The organism is Oceanibaculum indicum P24 (genome assembly GCF_000299935.1).
Lineage (GTDB): Bacteria > Pseudomonadota > Alphaproteobacteria > Oceanibaculales > Oceanibaculaceae > Oceanibaculum > Oceanibaculum indicum.
This window is the reverse complement of record NZ_AMRL01000005.1, coordinates 150,855-166,052: the sequence shown is the minus strand read 5'-3', so window position 1 is coordinate 166,052 and position 15,198 is coordinate 150,855. Positions and strand designations below refer to the sequence as shown.

11 protein-coding genes are annotated in these 15,198 nt (G+C 65.2%); 5 read left to right on the top strand and 6 right to left on the bottom strand.

Annotation, left to right across the window (positions count from 1 at the left end):
- Positions 1–80: 80 nt before the first annotated feature.
- The 4 genes from P24_RS06290 to P24_RS06275 form a co-directional block, all read right to left on the bottom strand.
- Complete coding sequence (locus tag P24_RS06290; protein ID WP_008943860.1) at positions 81–1,484, bottom strand: FAD-binding oxidoreductase; 1,404 nt, start codon at positions 1,482–1,484, stop codon at positions 81–83.
- 95 nt (positions 1,485–1,579) lie between these two features.
- A complete protein-coding gene (locus tag P24_RS06285) occupies positions 1,580–3,373 on the bottom strand; it encodes a chloride channel protein (protein WP_008943859.1) in 1,794 nt (597 codons plus the stop codon).
- 1 nt (position 3,374) lies between these two features.
- On the bottom strand, positions 3,375–4,424 hold the full coding sequence (locus P24_RS06280) for a GGDEF domain-containing protein (protein WP_156816199.1): 1,050 nt from the start codon (positions 4,422–4,424) through the stop codon (positions 3,375–3,377).
- A gap of 79 nt (positions 4,425–4,503) precedes the next feature.
- Positions 4,504–5,010: a thioesterase family protein gene (locus P24_RS06275; protein ID WP_008943857.1), complete on the bottom strand. Its 507-nt coding sequence runs from the start codon at positions 5,008–5,010 to the stop codon at positions 4,504–4,506.
- 60 nt (positions 5,011–5,070) lie between these two features.
- Here P24_RS06275 and P24_RS06270 point away from each other — a divergent pair, with 60 nt between their 5' ends.
- Both P24_RS06270 and P24_RS06265 read left to right on the top strand, forming a co-directional pair.
- Entirely contained in the window at positions 5,071–6,015 is a 945-nt protein-coding gene (locus tag P24_RS06270) for a Sodium Bile acid symporter family protein (RefSeq protein WP_008943856.1), read from the top strand.
- A gap of 150 nt (positions 6,016–6,165) precedes the next feature.
- Positions 6,166–7,866 carry a tetratricopeptide repeat protein gene (locus P24_RS06265; RefSeq protein WP_156816198.1) on the top strand — a complete coding sequence of 567 codons (1,701 nt, stop codon included), beginning with the start codon at positions 6,166–6,168 and terminating at the stop codon, positions 7,864–7,866.
- Positions 7,867–7,876: 10 nt separating this feature from the next.
- Here the strand turns inward: P24_RS06265 and P24_RS06260 are convergent, their stop codons facing one another.
- Together P24_RS06260 and P24_RS06255 are read right to left on the bottom strand one after the other, a co-directional pair.
- Positions 7,877–8,488, bottom strand: coding sequence for an MlaC/ttg2D family ABC transporter substrate-binding protein (locus P24_RS06260; RefSeq protein ID WP_008943854.1), 612 nt, complete (start codon positions 8,486–8,488; stop codon positions 7,877–7,879).
- A gap of 46 nt (positions 8,489–8,534) precedes the next feature.
- Positions 8,535–9,305: an MlaA family lipoprotein gene (locus P24_RS06255; protein WP_040706812.1), complete on the bottom strand. Its 771-nt coding sequence runs from the start codon at positions 9,303–9,305 to the stop codon at positions 8,535–8,537.
- 434 nt (positions 9,306–9,739) lie between these two features.
- Between P24_RS06255 and P24_RS06250 the strand changes: the two genes are divergently transcribed.
- The 3 genes from P24_RS06250 to metH are packed head-to-tail and all read left to right on the top strand — an operon-like array spanning position 9,740 to position 15,160.
- Positions 9,740–10,756, top strand: coding sequence for an ArsR/SmtB family transcription factor (locus tag P24_RS06250; protein WP_008943852.1), 1,017 nt, complete (start codon positions 9,740–9,742; stop codon positions 10,754–10,756).
- The gene (gene metF, locus P24_RS06245; protein WP_008943851.1) at positions 10,753–11,634 is read left to right on the top strand and encodes a methylenetetrahydrofolate reductase [NAD(P)H]; all 882 of its coding nucleotides are present in this window, start codon (positions 10,753–10,755) and stop codon (positions 11,632–11,634) included. The genes P24_RS06250 and metF overlap by 4 nt, the downstream gene beginning before the upstream one ends.
- Positions 11,635–11,656: 22 nt before the next feature.
- Positions 11,657–15,160, top strand: a complete 3,504-nt coding sequence (gene metH, locus P24_RS06240) for a methionine synthase (protein ID WP_008943850.1) — start codon at positions 11,657–11,659, stop codon at positions 15,158–15,160.
- Positions 15,161–15,198 lie beyond the last annotated feature (38 nt).

Below are 15,198 nucleotides of genomic sequence, written 5' to 3'. Positions count from 1 at the left end.
GCCGAAAAACGCGCCCTGCGTCCGGCAAATCTTGTAAATTCCAGCTTATCCGCGGCCTATGGCCGTTTCGTGGCGCGGGTTCAGAGCCGGATGATCTTGCCGGGATTCATCAGATTATCGGGGTCCAGCGCCAGCTTGATCTGGCGCATGATACTGACAGCCTCACCAGCCTCGGCGACCAGGAAATCCATCTTGCCATAGCCGACGCCATGCTCGCCGGTGCAGGTCCCTTCCATCGCCAGGGCGCGCATGACCATGCGGTCGTTCAGCGCCTTGGCCTGCTCCAGCTCTTCCGGGCTATCCGGGTCAATCACATAGACCAGGTGGAAATTGCCATCGCCGACATGGCCGACCAGCGGTGCCAGCATGCCTGAGGCCGCGATGTCCTTCTTGGTCTCCAGGATGCATTCGGCAAGGCGCGAGATCGGCACGCAGACGTCGGTCGGCCAGCCTTTCGCGCCGGGGCGCAGCGACAGCGCCGCGTAATAGGCCTTGTGCCGCGCCTCCCACAGCGCCGTGCGATCCTCCGACTTGGTCGCCCATTTGAAATCGGTACCGCCGAAATCGGCGGCGATGGCCTTCACCATCTCCACCTGCTCGGCCACGCCCGCCTCGGTGCCATGGAACTCGAAGAACAGAGTAGGCGCGGGCTGATAGCCTTCCAGCTTCGAATAGGCGATGCAGGCGCCCATCTGCACCTCGTCCAGCAGCTCGATGCGGGCCACCGGAATGCCGGACTGGATGGTCAGGATGACGCTGTTCACGGCACCCTCCATGTCCGGGAAGGCGCAGACGGCTGAGGAGATCTGCTCCGGCACGCCATAGAGCCTTACCGCGACCTCGGTGATGATGCCGAGCGTGCCTTCCGAACCGACGAACAGGCGGGTCAGATCGTAGCCGGCTGCGGACTTCTTGGAGCGGCGCGCGGTCTTGATGATGCGCCCGTCCGCCGTGACCACGGTCAGCGACAGCACATTCTCGCGCATCGTGCCATAGCGCACCGCGTTGGTGCCGGACGCCCGGGTCGCGGCCATGCCGCCCAGCGAGGCGTCGGCGCCCGGATCGATGGGGAAGAACAGGCCGGTATCGCGCAGATGCTCGTTCAGCTGCTTGCGCGTCACCCCGGCCTGAACACGGCAATCCATGTCTGCCGTATTGACTTCCAGGATGCGATTCATCTGGCTGACATCGATGGTGATGCCGCCCTGCAGTGCCGCCACACCGCCCTCCAGCGAGGTGCCGATGCCGAACGGGATCATCGGCACCTTGTGCGCGGCGCAGATCTTCACGATGGCGGAGACTTCCTCGGTCGATTGCGCGAAGGCCACCGCATCGGGCGCCATGACCGGATGATAGCTCTCGTCTTTGCCATGCTGTTCCAGCACTGCCGGCGCCATCGACAGCCGGTCGCCCAGCAGCGCCTTAAGCTCCGCAATCGCCTCGGCGATATGCGCGTCATTCCGTCGGATCGCCTCGGCGCCCATCCTGCCCTCGTTTGCCAGACTGCCTGAAAGAGGCGAAAACCCTAGAGCGAGTCGGGCAGAATGAGAAGCGATTCCGTGCGCAGACGCCTTATGCGTCAGTTCTCGGCCCGCTCGCCATGTTCCTCGGCGCGCAGCTTGATCAGCGCCCGGTTATAGGCCCGCATGACGTCCCGTTCGTGCAGGCAGCCAGCCAGCCGCCGGCCATGCCGGGTCTCGACCACCGGCAGCAGCCCTTCCTCGACCTGGGAAAACAGCTTCACCGCCGCCTCCAGCGTATCGTCCGCGGTCAGGAAGGGCGGGTCGGCGCGCATCGCCTCGCCTGCCGTCGGCGCCTTGCCGGGCTTGCCGTCGAACGCCGCCGCACCGAGATCGGCCAGCGTCAGGATGCCGATCAGCCGGCCCTCCTTCACCACGAACAGCTCGGCCTGCGGCGCCTTCAGCAGGTGATTGCGCACCTCGACGATATCGTCTTCCGGGGCCACCACCTCATGATCGCGGCGCAGCAGCCGGCGGACCCTGATCTCCTGCAGCACGCCGACCTCGTGTCCGCCCTTGATCGACAGGCCGCGCTTGGCCAGCTGCCAGGTGAAGTAGCTGTGGCCCAGCAGCGACCGTGTGGCCAGGCTGGACACCGCCACCGCGACCATCGCCGCAATGGTGATCTCGTAATCGCCGGTCATCTCGAACAGCATCAGCACGGTGGAAATCGGCGCGCCCAGCACCGCCCCCGATACCGCCGCCATGCCGACCAGCGTATAGGCCCCCGTCCCCGCCGCATGCTGCGGGAAGGGCATCGCCGCAACGATGCCGAAGGCGCCGCCCAGCATCGCCCCCAGGAACAGCGACGGGCTGAACACGCCGCCCGGAAAGCCACCGCCCAGCGACAACGCCGTGGCCGCCATCTTCGCCGCCAGCAGCGCCACCAGCAGCCAGAAGCCGTACTGCGCCTGGATCGCGCGCTCCGTCGCCTCGTAGCCGACGCCCATCACCTCCGGCAGGATCAGGCCGATCAGCCCGACCGAGAACCCTGCGGCAACGATGGCGGCCAGCTTCGGCACCCGAAAGCGCTGCACGCCCCATTCCACCCAATCGACGCTGCGCACGAAGATGATGGCAACCGCCGCCGCGCACAGGCCCAGCAGGATGAAGGCGGGATATTCCAGCGCCGATACTTCCGCCGTGCCGGGAATGAAGAAGGCCGGGTAATCGCCGTAATGAATGCGGGTCACGATGGCGCCGATGACCGAGGCGATGACGATGGGCGCGAAGGCCTGCAAGCCATAATGGCCGATCACCACCTCCAGCGCGAAGAAGGCGCCGGCCATCGGCGCGTTGAAGGAAGCGGCCACCGCCGAGGCGACGCCGCAACCCAGCAGGGTGCGCACACTGGACCGGCCAAGCCGGAAGCGGCGTGACAGCCAGCTTGCCGTGGTCGCCCCCAGATGCACCGCCGGCCCTTCCCGGCCAACCGAGGCACCGCTGCCGATGGAGATCGAACACAGCACGGCGCTGAGCAGGCCCGATCCGCCATCGATACGCCCGCCGCGCAGCGCGCTGGCCTCGATTACATCGGGGACGCCCCTTGCCCGCCCGCCGGGCATGGCGTAGCGGATCAGCAGGCCGATCAGCAGGCCGCCCAGGGTCGGCGCCAGCAGCGTGCGCCACCAGGGCTGTTCCCGCAGCAGGCTGGCGATGCTTTCCCCGCGAAACCCCAGAAATCCGAATTGAAAGAGCTGGATCGCCTCGCGGAACAGGATGGCGCCGAACGCCGCCAGCACACCGATCGCCACCGACAGGATCGACAGGCGGACATGATCCTGGCGGAGGAAACGCCGCGCCCGAAGAACGATCAGCCGAGGGCGCCAGCGGAAGGCGGGAAGCCTCAACATCTCAGAATGCGTTCCGGTCCGGATCGTTCATCTGCTCTTCCGTGACGACCTTGTTGCGGCCGGTCCGCTTGGCGACATAAAGCGCCTCGTCGGCGCGGTCGATCAATGCGGGAATCGGCTCGCCCTTCTGATACAGCGCAACGCCGATGCAGGTGGTGATCGCGCCCAGCTCGACCTTGCTGTCGCGGCGGACGATGCGCCGCGTAGCGATGGTCTTGCGGATGCGGTCGCCGATCTCCGCCGCCTCCGCCAGATCGGCATTCGGCAGGATGACAGCAAATTCCTCCCCGCCGAAACGGGCGGGCAGGTCGCCATCGCGGATGCAGTCGCGCAGGGTGCGCCCGACCAGCTTCAGCACCTGGTCGCCCATCTGGTGACCATAGAGGTCGTTGAACTTCTTGAAGTGATCGATGTCGGCCAGGATCAGGCAGAGCGGCTTGCCATCGACCTCCGCCGCGGCGACGGCTTCCCGCAACGTCGCATCGAAGCGTTTGCGGTTGGCGATGTTCGTCAGACCGTCGGTCTGCGCATCGCGCTGGATCGCCTCCATGTCGCGGCGCAGGATGACCACCTGTTCGGTGGATTTCTGCAGGTCTCGCTCCAGCACCTCATTGCGCTTCTGCATCACGCCGGTCTGTTCGATCAGGGCGGAGATCAGCGTCTCGATATTCCGCACACCGGCATCGCCACCCAGCGCTTCCGATGTATCCTGCAGGAAGGCGGCGTAGCCGGCGACATTGGTCTTGGCGGTACTGATCTTGGACAGCACCTCCTGCAGGATGCGTTCGGTGCCGGCCGCCGCGCCCAGCGTGATCTTGCGCTGGTCGCCGCCAAAGAAACGCGCATAAAGCTCATCATTATGCTGCTCGTCGAACGGCTCCGCATCCTGGATGCGCTTGTCCACCAACCGGGTCAGGTCGCCATAGGTGTCCGAATGGTAATGGAACCAGATGGTGAAGTTTTCCGGCGAGGGCGGAATGCCGTGCTGGCGCATCGATTCGAAGGCCGCATTGGCAAATTCCTGGGTCTGCAAGATTGACGTCACTGACACTCCGACCGCTCCCCTTCCATCCGCCACCGATCCGGTGACGTCCTTCACGGCCCTACTCTAGCGTTTCCGCCGCCGGTTTCTAGCGTGGACGTCGCTGTCCGATGCCGATGGACCGGCCAACCTCCGGTGGCAGGGACCGTTCGGCGGCTTTTTGCTCCAATTCCATCAATCCGGCAAGAATGGGGGCAGGAAACGGCGCGCTGCGCCGGCTCTGCATGTCCATATGCAGGATCATCATCTCGCAGGTCGCCGCCTGCGCGCCGTCCGAGGCCCGCTCCATGCGCTCGAACAGATGCAGTTTCTTGCCATCGATGCCGAGCACGCGCGTCTCCACGCGGAAGGCCTCTCCCTCCAGCAGTTCCTGGCCATAGGTCAGGTGCGTCTCGACGACGAAAATGCCGCTCTGATGTTCGGCCCGATAGGCGCGGGTAAAGCCGATGGCATCGGTGAAATCGTCCAGCGCCTTGTCGAACGCCATCAGATAATAGGCGAGGTTCATGTGGCCGTTATTGTCGATCCATTCCGGCAGCACCGTACCGTGATGGAGCGTGCCAGGCGTAGAGCCGGCAGTCGTCAGATCAGTCATATCGGCTATGCTAGGGCGTGCTTGCCGGCCTGCCTAGCGTGAACCTACACTCGCCCCATCATGATCACCCGCTTCCTCGCGTCGCTTGGCCGGCGTGCCCCCCTCATCCTTGCCCTCGGCATCTTCATCGGCCTCGCCCTGCCGGACCTGGCCGCCTTTGTCCGCCCGCTGCTGACGCCCAGCGTGTTCTGCATGCTGGTCATCACCATGCTGCGCATCGACTGGCCGACCGTTGGAGGGCACATGCGCAGCCCGGCGCGGCTGACCCTGTCGCTGGGCTGGGTGATGATCCTATGCCCGGCGGTCATGGCGCTGCTGGTCGCCCCGCTGGACCTGCCGCCGGGGCTGAAGATGGCGATGGTGCTGTATGCCGCCGCCCCGCCGCTGCTGACCGCGCCGGCGCTGGCACTGTTCGCCGGGCTGGACGGCGCGCTGGCGCTGATCGTCGTGGTCGCCGCGATGTTCATCTATCCGGTGGTGCTGCCGCCGCTGGCCTTCGCCCTGCTGGGGGTCAACCTCGCGGTCGGCGCCATCGACCTGATGCTGCGCCTGGCGCTGCTGATCGGCGGTGCCTTCGGTCTTGCCATGCTGATTCGCCTGCGCGCCGGGACGCCGCGCATTGCCGAGCTGAAGCATCATCTGGATGGCGGGCTGGTGGTGCTGATGATCATCTTCGCCATCGCCACCATGGACGGCATCGCCGCACGCGCCATCGCCGAGCCGGCCTTCGTTGCCACCTTCGTGGCCGCCGTCTTCGCCGTCAATCTCGGCCTACAGGCATTGACCATGCTGGCTTTCTGGCGGCTGGACGCGATTCCCCGCACGACCCTCGGTCTTGTCGCGGGCAACCGCAACTTGGCGTTGCTGACCGCCGCACTGGGCAGCGCGGTCGATCCTGACCTGTTCCTCTATTTCGCTATCGGCCAGTTGCCGATATATCTGCTTCCCATGCTGCTGCTGCCGGTCTATCGCTGGTTGACCAGGCCACGGACGATGGCAAGCTAGGAAAAGAAAATTATATAAAATTTTTCCTTTTAATCCGATGGTGCCTGCCTATAGAAATCTGGTCAGCACCAAAACGGTGTTGTAGCCGAGGATGAGTCGTTGAGATCACCCGCCCGCCGGTCGGCCCGCCAGAAAAGACGGAACAGGTTGGTGCGCCGCTCGCTGATGTTCAGCGGGGCGCTCGCGGCGGCTGGCAGCAGCTATTTCCTGACGCTCGGCAAGCCCGAGACCTATCAGCATATCGTCGCCGGGGCGACCTTCCTGCTCGGTTGCGGCAGCATTCTCGTCGATGTAGTGACGACGCGCGGCCTGGAACGCGAGGGCGGCATCGACGCGCTGATGAGCGGCGGCAAGCTGAGCACCGGCCTGCAATCCGCCGCCGGGCGCAGCTGGGTGCAGGGCGAGGGGGCGAAGCTGCTGGAGCATGACACCGAGGCCAGCAGCTTCTATGAGGAGGCCCTCTCCCAGTTCAAGGAGAGTGAAGACGAGCTTGGCATTGCGCAGGTGCTTGTCGGCCGTGCCGAGCTGACGATGGCCAGGGGCAATCTGGCCGAGGCGCAGACCCTGTATCAGCAGGCGCTGGATGGGCTGCCCGAGGGAAAGCTGCACCAGGAACGCGGCGCCATCCTGCAAGCACTGGGCGATATCGCCTATTTCGGTAATGCGCTGGACGAGGCTGCCCAGCGCTATGTCGAGGCGCGGGCCAGCTACAAGCAGGCCGGCGACTATATGGGCGAAGGCAATGTGCTGATCGGCATCGGCGAAGTGGCCGTGAAGCAACTGAAGCAGGAGGATGCCGCCGCCAGCTTCGACCAGGCACGCATCAGCTTCGCGCAGAGCGGCGACAAGCTGGGCGAGGCACATGCGCTGACCCGCCGGGCCGATCTCTCGCGCGAGAAGCGGGACATGCCCGACGCCCAGGTGCGCTACGAGCGGGCGATCAGTCTCTACCGCCGCTGCGGCGACTTCGTCGGCGAGGGTGTGGTGCGCATCGTCATGTACGAGCTGCTGCGCATGATGGAACGCCAGATGGAAGCCCGCACCAGCCTGCTGAATGGCGCCGCGCTGATGCAGCGCGCCGGGCGGCGCATCGGCGACGGCTCGCTATTGTCCGGACGCGGCGACCTGCGCCGGGCGCCGGGCCGGTTCGAGCAGGCGCGGCAGATCGGGGCGGCGGCCTCCGGCATGCTGACCGACCCGAAGGAAAAGGCCGATCTGGCACGGCTGCTGATCGGCCTGGGCGAAATGGAACGCATGCTGGGCCGGCTGAATGAGGCCTCGCAGCATTTCGACCGCGCGGTAAAGCTGGCCCACGACGCCCAGGACAAGGGGCTGATCGGCGACGCGATGAAAGGCCAGGGGCAGATCCACCGGCTGCGCAACAATCAGCGCCAGGCCCGCCAGCTGTTCAAGGATGCCTATGGCTTCTACAGCTCGGCCGGCGACACCAAGGATCAGGCCCAGACGCTGCTGGCGATGGGGCAGACCGAGTTCCTGATGGAAAATACCGATGGCGCCCGGGTGACCTTCGCCTATGCCCGCAGCTTCTACGAACAGCTGGGCGACGGGGCCGGCGCGGGGGCGGCGCTGCGCGCCATCGGCGACCTCGAATCAAAGTCGGGCCGGCTGGCCGCCGCGATGGAGGCCTATACCGAGGCACGGAACTTCTACCAGCAGATCGGCGATGCGCTGGCCGAGGCGGACTGCCTGTTCATGCTGGGCATGATGAATGTCGGCTCGGACAATATGACGGCGGCGGCCCTGCTGGCCGCCTCCGGTCGTGTCTATCGCGTGGTCGGCGTGCCGAACTGGCAGCGCCGGGCGAACAGCTACGCCTCACGCATCCGGTAGGTAAGGCGCGTCAGGCTTTTCCCAGCCGTTCGCGCATCACCTTCAGCAGCGCTTCGATATTGCCGCCGCCCGACTGGATCACCGAGGCGAAGTCGGAGCGCTGGGTGACGCTCATACTCACCCCCTCCACCACGACATCGACGATCTTGAAGTCCTTGCCCTGCCCCAGCAGGCGCCAGGTGACCGCCACCGGGCCGCCGGTCGGACGCTGGATCACGCTGTCGACCAGGATGAAATCCTCGCCATCCTTCCGCGCCTTCTCGACCGCGATCGTCTCGCCCGAATAGTCGGAGAAGCGACGCGCATAGGTGCGGATGATGCTTTCCTCGAACAGCTTCAGATATTCGTCGCGCTGCTCGGGCGTCGCGACGCGCCAGTAACGCCCCAGCACGAAGCGTCCGATACCCGGCACATCGAAATTATCGTTCAGCAGGCTGCGGAACTGCCGCAGCCGTGCCTCCTCGTCCTGCTGGGTGGCGGCAATGGTGCTGACGGCCTTGTCGCCGAGGGTCTGGATGAACCCCTTGGCAGCATCGACGCCATCGGCGAGAGCGGTCCCGGCTGACAAGCCAATGGCCATGAAGACGGCAAGAACCGTCGTCCTGAAAGAAATCGCGGTCATCCGTTCAACCCTGTTGTCTCGTTGCCTTGATAAAACGGCGCAGAGGCTATTTTGTGGCAGCGTCCTTGCCACCCGGCACGTAATCGCGGAATGGCGATGTGGCCGAACCGCCATCAGTGCCGCGATTATTGCGGATTTCCACATCACGGCGCTGACGGTACAGGCTGCGGATCGCCGCGTAATAATCGAAATTATTGGCCTTCACATCATCCAGCGCCTCGATGCTGCGCGCGCGGGCATCGACGGCATTGGCGGCGGCACGGGAATAGCCGATCCACTCACGGTCGGTGTTCCAAGCGTACCAGTTCAGCGGATCCAGCACCATGTCGACGGCAAGGCCAACCGCATCGCGCGGGTTCGACGGGCCGATCAGCGGCAGCACCAGATAGGGGCCTTCCGGCACGCCATAGACGGCGAGGGTCTGGCCGAAATCCTCACTGTGCTTCTCATAGCCCTCAAGCGCGGCGATATCGTAGAGGCCGGCCGAGAAGCTGTTCAGGAAGAAGCGCTTGCTGGTCACGCCGGCGCGCTCCCACTCGCCCTGGAAGACGTCATTGGCCAGGATGACCGGGCTGGTGAGATAGTCCACAAGGTTGCGGACCATGTCCTTGCCCGGCTCCGGCATCCAGTCGCGGTAGGTCACCGCCACCGGGCGCAGCACGAAGGTATCGACCGTCTCGTTCAGCGCGAACACGAACCGGTTGGGAATCTCCAGCGGGTCGTTCGCCTCAGCGCGCCCCTCGTCGGCCATGTTCGCGCAACCGGCCAACAGGCCAACGGCGAGAAGACCGGACAGCGCGGTCGCCCTGCCTGCCAAGAAACGCCACGTCCCAAGCGTCATGCCTACTGCCTCATTTCCAAAACGAGCGGCCATCGGTACCGCCTTTTAGCACCCTTGTGATGCTCCTCGCAAAGACAGCGTCGGCGATCCTGCCGGCGCTGTCTTTTGTCCATTGAGACCTTTTATCAGCCCCGGACTATTGCCTCAAATTACCTTTTGTAACGAACTGTTTCGGTTCGCACACAGAAAAGCAGGTAGCACAGACAGCCCCCTTGTCCAACGCTGGGCGGGGAACAGCGGAAGAGATTCCGTCACAAGTGTTGCAGAAATAGCGCTTTACCAGCATACCGTTGCAGGATTTGCCGCTTTCTTAATCGACAGCCTGCAACAGCCGCCGGCGCAGAATCCAGTTGACGCTAAAATATAAATATATCTTTATGTCTATATCTTTTATGTGAACTGGAACACGCATGGCGCAGCCCCGTCTTCGCCCGGATATCGATATTGAAAGCACCGCCGCCCTGTCGGCGGATTTCCTGCTGGAAGGGCTGCGCGCCGCCGCGGAGCCAACCCGCCTGCGCCTGCTGGCGCTGTGCGCGCGGGCAGAACTGACCGTCAGCGACCTGATGCAGATCGTCGGGCAGAGCCAGCCGCGCGTCTCGCGCCATCTGAAGCTGCTGTGCGAGGCCGGCCTGCTGGTGCGCGTGCGTGAAGGCACCTGGGCCTATTACCGTCTGGCGCAAACCGGGCCAGGCGCGCAACTGGGCGAAACGCTGACCGGGCTGGTGCCCGACGCCGACCCGCTGTTCGCATTGGATGCCGAACGGCTGGACGCGATCAAGCGCGGGCGCGCCGAGGCCGCCGCCGCCTATTTCCGCCGCAATGCCGCCGAATGGCACAAGCTGCGCGCGCTGCACGCCGACCCCCGCGAGGTCGAGCGCAAGCTGCTCTCCCTGCTGCCGCCGGACGGCATTGGCGACCTGCTCGATATCGGCACCGGTACCGGCCGCATCCTCGATCTCTATGGCCCGGGCGTCGGCCATGCGATGGGCATCGACCAGTCCCGCGAGATGCTGGCGGTCGCCCGCGTCAATCTGGAGAATCGCGGCCTGTCGAACTGTGCGGTGCGCCAGGCGGACATGTACCAGCTGCCGCTGAACGGGGCGTCGGTCGATGCCGCGATCCTGCACATGGTGCTGCATTATGCCGAGCGGCCGGGCGAGGTGCTGGCCGAGGCAGCCCGCGTGCTGCGTCCCGGCGGCCGCCTGCTGGTGGTGGATTTTACACCGCACAAGGAGCTTGACCTGCTGAAGGAACACGCCCATCGCTGGCCCGGCTTCGCCAATGAGGAAATCACCGGCTGGTGCAGCGCCGCGGGTCTGACTGTCAGCACCGTCGATAGCCTTTCCGGCACGCCGCTGACCGTGGGCTTCTGGCTGGCGCAGAAACCACCCGCATTACAAAGTATCCAAGGAAACCGGCCATGAGCGGGAACCTGTCTTTCGAATTCTTCCCGCCGAAAACCGAGGCGATGGAGGAGTCGCTGTGGCGGGCGATCCAGCGTCTCGCCCTGCTACGCCCGAATTTCGTCTCCGTGACCTATGGCGCCGGCGGCTCGACCCGGGAGCGTACCCACGCCACGGTGGCGCGCCTGCTGGCCGAGACCGACCTCGTGCCGGCCTCGCACCTGACCTGCGTGAATGCCAGCCGGGACGAGCTGGATACGGTCGCCCGCTCCTACTGGGATATCGGCGTGCGCCATATCGTGGCGCTGCGCGGCGACGCGCCGGGCGACACACCGGGCAGCCTCGGCCCCTACACGCCGCGCGCCGACGGATATGCCTATGCCAGCGATCTGGTAAGTGGCCTGCGGCGGATCGCCGATTTCGAGATCAGCGTCGCCGCCTATCCCGAACGCCATCCGGAATCCACCAGCCTGCAGGCCGACCTCGACAATCTGAAGCGCAAGATCGACGCAGGGGCGACCCGCGCCATCACCCAGTTCTTCTTCGAGGCCGACACCTATTGCCGGTTCCTGGAAAACGCCCGCAAGGCCGGCATCACCGTGCCGATCGTGCCGGGCATCCTCCCGGTGACCAATTTCGGCCAGGTCTGCAAATTCGCCAAAGCCTGCGGCGCGGCCGTGCCGGCCTGGATGGGCGGCCTGTTCGAGGGGCTGGACAACGAACCCGACACGCGCCAGCTCGTCGCCGCCACCGTCGCGGTGAAGCTGTGTGAGAAGCTGCGTGAAAACGGGGTCGAGGATTTCCACTTCTATACGCTGAACCGGGCCGAGCTGACGCTGGCGATCTGCCGCGTGCTGGGGCTTGGCGCGCGAACTGCGGCACCAGCCCCGGTTGCGTGAACGACAAAAAAGGAATTGGGGAATGTCACGCTTTCTGAAGGCACTGGAAGAGCGGGTCCTGCTTGGCGACGGCGCCATGGGCACCCGCGTGCAGGCAGCCGACCTGGATGTCGATAAGGATTATCTCGGCTGCGAGAACTGCACCGAAATCCTGAACCGCAGCCGCGCCGACCTGGTGCGCGACATTCATGCGGGCTATCTGGAGGCCGGCTCCGACGCGGTGCAGACCAACAGCTTCGGCGGCTCGCCGATCACGCTGGCGGAATTCGACCTGCAGGACGAGGCGTTCGAGCTGAACCGCACGGCCGGCATCCTGGCGCGCGAAGCCATTGAGCGCTTCAAGGATGACGGGCGCGAGCGTTTCGTGCTGGGCTCCATCGGCCCCGGCACCAAGCTGCCCTCGCTCGGCCATATCGCCTATCAGCCGCTGGAAGACGCCTTCGCCCTGCAATCGGCCGGCCTGATCGCCGGCGGCATCGACGCCTTCCTGATCGAGACCTGCCAGGACCCGCTGCAGGTGAAGGCCGCAGTGAACGGTGCCAAGCGCGCCAACCGCGAGGCCAAGGCCGACATCCCGATCATGGTGCAGGTGACGGTGGAAACCACCGGCACCATGCTGGTCGGCACCGATATCGCCGCCGCCGCCACCATCATCGATGCGCTGGACGTGCCGGTGATCGGCCTGAACTGCGCCACCGGCCCGCAGGAAATGGCCGAGCATGTGCACTGGCTGGCGGAGAACTGGCGCGGCCGCATTTCGATCCAGCCCAATGCCGGCCTGCCGGAGTTGGTCGATGGCCAGACCGTCTATCCGCTGGCCGCACCCGAACTGGCGACCTGGCTGGAGCGTTTCCTGCGCGAGGACGGCATCAGCTTCGTCGGCGGCTGCTGCGGCACGCAGATCGAGCATATCCAGGCGCTGGACGCCATGCTGCGCCGGCTGGCGGCGGAGGAAGGTGGCGGCCATCACCGCCCGCGCCCGAAGACCCGCAGCCCGCTCTGGACGCCGTCCGTCGCCTCGCTCTATGGCCCTGTGGCGCTCCGGCAGGAGAATGCCTTCTTCGCCATCGGTGAGCGCTGCAACGCTAACGGCTCCAAGAAATTCCGCGAGCTGCAGGATTCCGGCGACTGGGACGGCTGCGTCGAGATGGGCCGCGACCAGGTGCGCGAGGGCAGCCACTCGCTGGATGTCTGCACCGCCTTCGTCGGCCGCGACGAGGTCGCCGACATGACCGAGGTGGTCAGCCGGATGCGCGGCTCCGTCGATTCGCCGCTGGTCATCGATTCGACCGAGCTGATCGTGCTGGAGGCGGCGCTGAAGCTCTATGGCGGCAAGGCGATCCTGAACTCGATCAATTTCGAGGATGGCGAGGAGCCGGCGGAAAAGCGCATGGAACTCGCCCGGCGCTTCGGTACCGCGGTGATCGCGCTGACCATCGACGAGGAAGGCATGGCCAAGACCGTCGAGCGCAAGGTGGAGGTTGCCAAGCGCCTGCACGACTTCGCCTGCGTGAAGCACGGGCTGCCGGCCTCCGACCTGATGTTCGACCCGCTGACCTTCACCATCTGCACCGGCAACGAGGATGACCGCAAGCTGGGGCTGTGGACGCTGGAGGCGATTGAGCGCATCGCGCAGGAACTGCCGGAATGCCAGATCGTCCTCGGCCTCTCCAACATCTCCTTCGGCCTCAACCCGGCGGCGCGCCATGTGCTGAATTCGGTGTTCCTCGACCATGCGGTGAAGCGCGGCATGACCGGCGCCATCGTGCATGTCTCGAAGATCATGCCGCTGCACCAGATCCCCGAAAATGAGGTGAAGGCCGCCGAGGATCTGATCTTCGACCGCCGGTCGGAGGGCTATGACCCGCTGCAGGCCTTCATGGCACTGTTCGAGGGACGGCAGTCCGCCGCCAAAGTAGAGAAGAAGCGCGCCGAGACGGTCGAGGAACGGCTGAAGGAACGCATCATCGACGGCGACCGCAAGGGGCTGGACGACGACCTCGCCGAGGCGATGAAGTCGCATCCGCCGCTCGACATCATCAACACCTACCTGCTGGACGGCATGAAGGTGGTGGGCGAGCTGTTCGGCGCCGGCAAGATGCAGCTGCCCTTCGTGCTGCAATCGGCGGAGACGATGAAGGCCGCCGTCGCCTATCTGGAACCGCATATGGAGCGGGTCGAAGGCCAGGAAAAGGGCACCATCGTGCTGGCCACGGTGAAGGGCGACGTGCACGATATCGGCAAGAACCTGGTCGACATCATCCTCACCAACAACGGCTACAAGGTCGTCAATCTGGGCATCAAGCAGCCCATCGCGACGATCATCCAGGCCGCCGAGGAACATAAGGCCGACGCCATCGGCATGTCCGGACTGCTGGTGAAATCGACTGTCATCATGCGCGAGAATCTGGAGGAGATGACCCGCCTCGGGATGAAGACGCCGGTGATGCTGGGCGGTGCCGCGCTGACCCGCAACTATGTCGAGACCGACTGCGCGCAATCCTACGGTACCGGCCAGGTCGCCTATGCCCGCGACGCCTTCGACGGGCTGAACCTGATGAACAAGGTCATCGATGGCGGCTTCGACGCCTTCCTGCAGGAAGAGCGGGAGAAGCGCACCAGCCGCGCCACCAGCTCACGCGCGCCGGGCAAGACCTCCAAGGCCGCGAATGACGATGCGCTGGACAAGGACGCCGCCCGCGCCCGCCGCCATGCGCTGGCCGACGGCGTGAAGGTGCCTGAGCCGCCCTTCTGGGGCTCCCGAGTCATTGCCCGCGTGCCGGTGCGCACGGTGCTGGCCTATCTGAACGAGATGACGCTGTACCAGTTTCAGTGGGGCTTCCGCAAAAGCGGGCGCACCCGCGCGCAATATCGCAAATATGCCGAGCAGGAGCTGAAGCCGATCCTGAAGCGCGTGCTGGAGACCTGCGAGCAGGAGGATATCCTGGTGCCGCAGGCGGTCTATGGCTACTGGCAGGCCGCCGCCGAGGGCAATGACGTGGTGCTGTTCGGCGAGAATGGCGGAACCGAGGTGTGCCGCTTCAAGCTGCCGCGCCAGGCTGGCCCGGACGGCAAGTGCCTCAGCGACTATTTCCGCGACATCGACGATGCCGAGCGCGACGTGATCGGCCTGCAGGTCGTCACCATGGGCTCCAAGGCCTCCGACATCGCGCGCGACTGGTTCGAGGGCAACCGCTACCAGGACTATCTCTACCTGCACGGCCTGTCGGTGGAGATGGCCGAGGCGATGGCGGAATATGTCCACAAGCGAATCCGCGCCGAGCTGGGCTTCGCCTCGGAGGAGGCCGCCGATATGCAAGGGTTGCTGAAGCAGGAATATCGCGGCAGCCGCTATTCCTTCGGCTATCCGGCCTGCCCGAACCTGGCCGACCAGCGCCCGCTGCTGGAACTGCTGGGGGCGGAGCGCATCGGCGTCAGCCTGACCGACCAGGACCAGCTGGATCCGGAGCAGTCAACCTCCGCCATCGTGCTGCATCATCCGAAGGCGAAGTACTTCAACGTGTAAGATAGGGGGATATCGCCGGCTTGCCCTTGCGCAGCGCC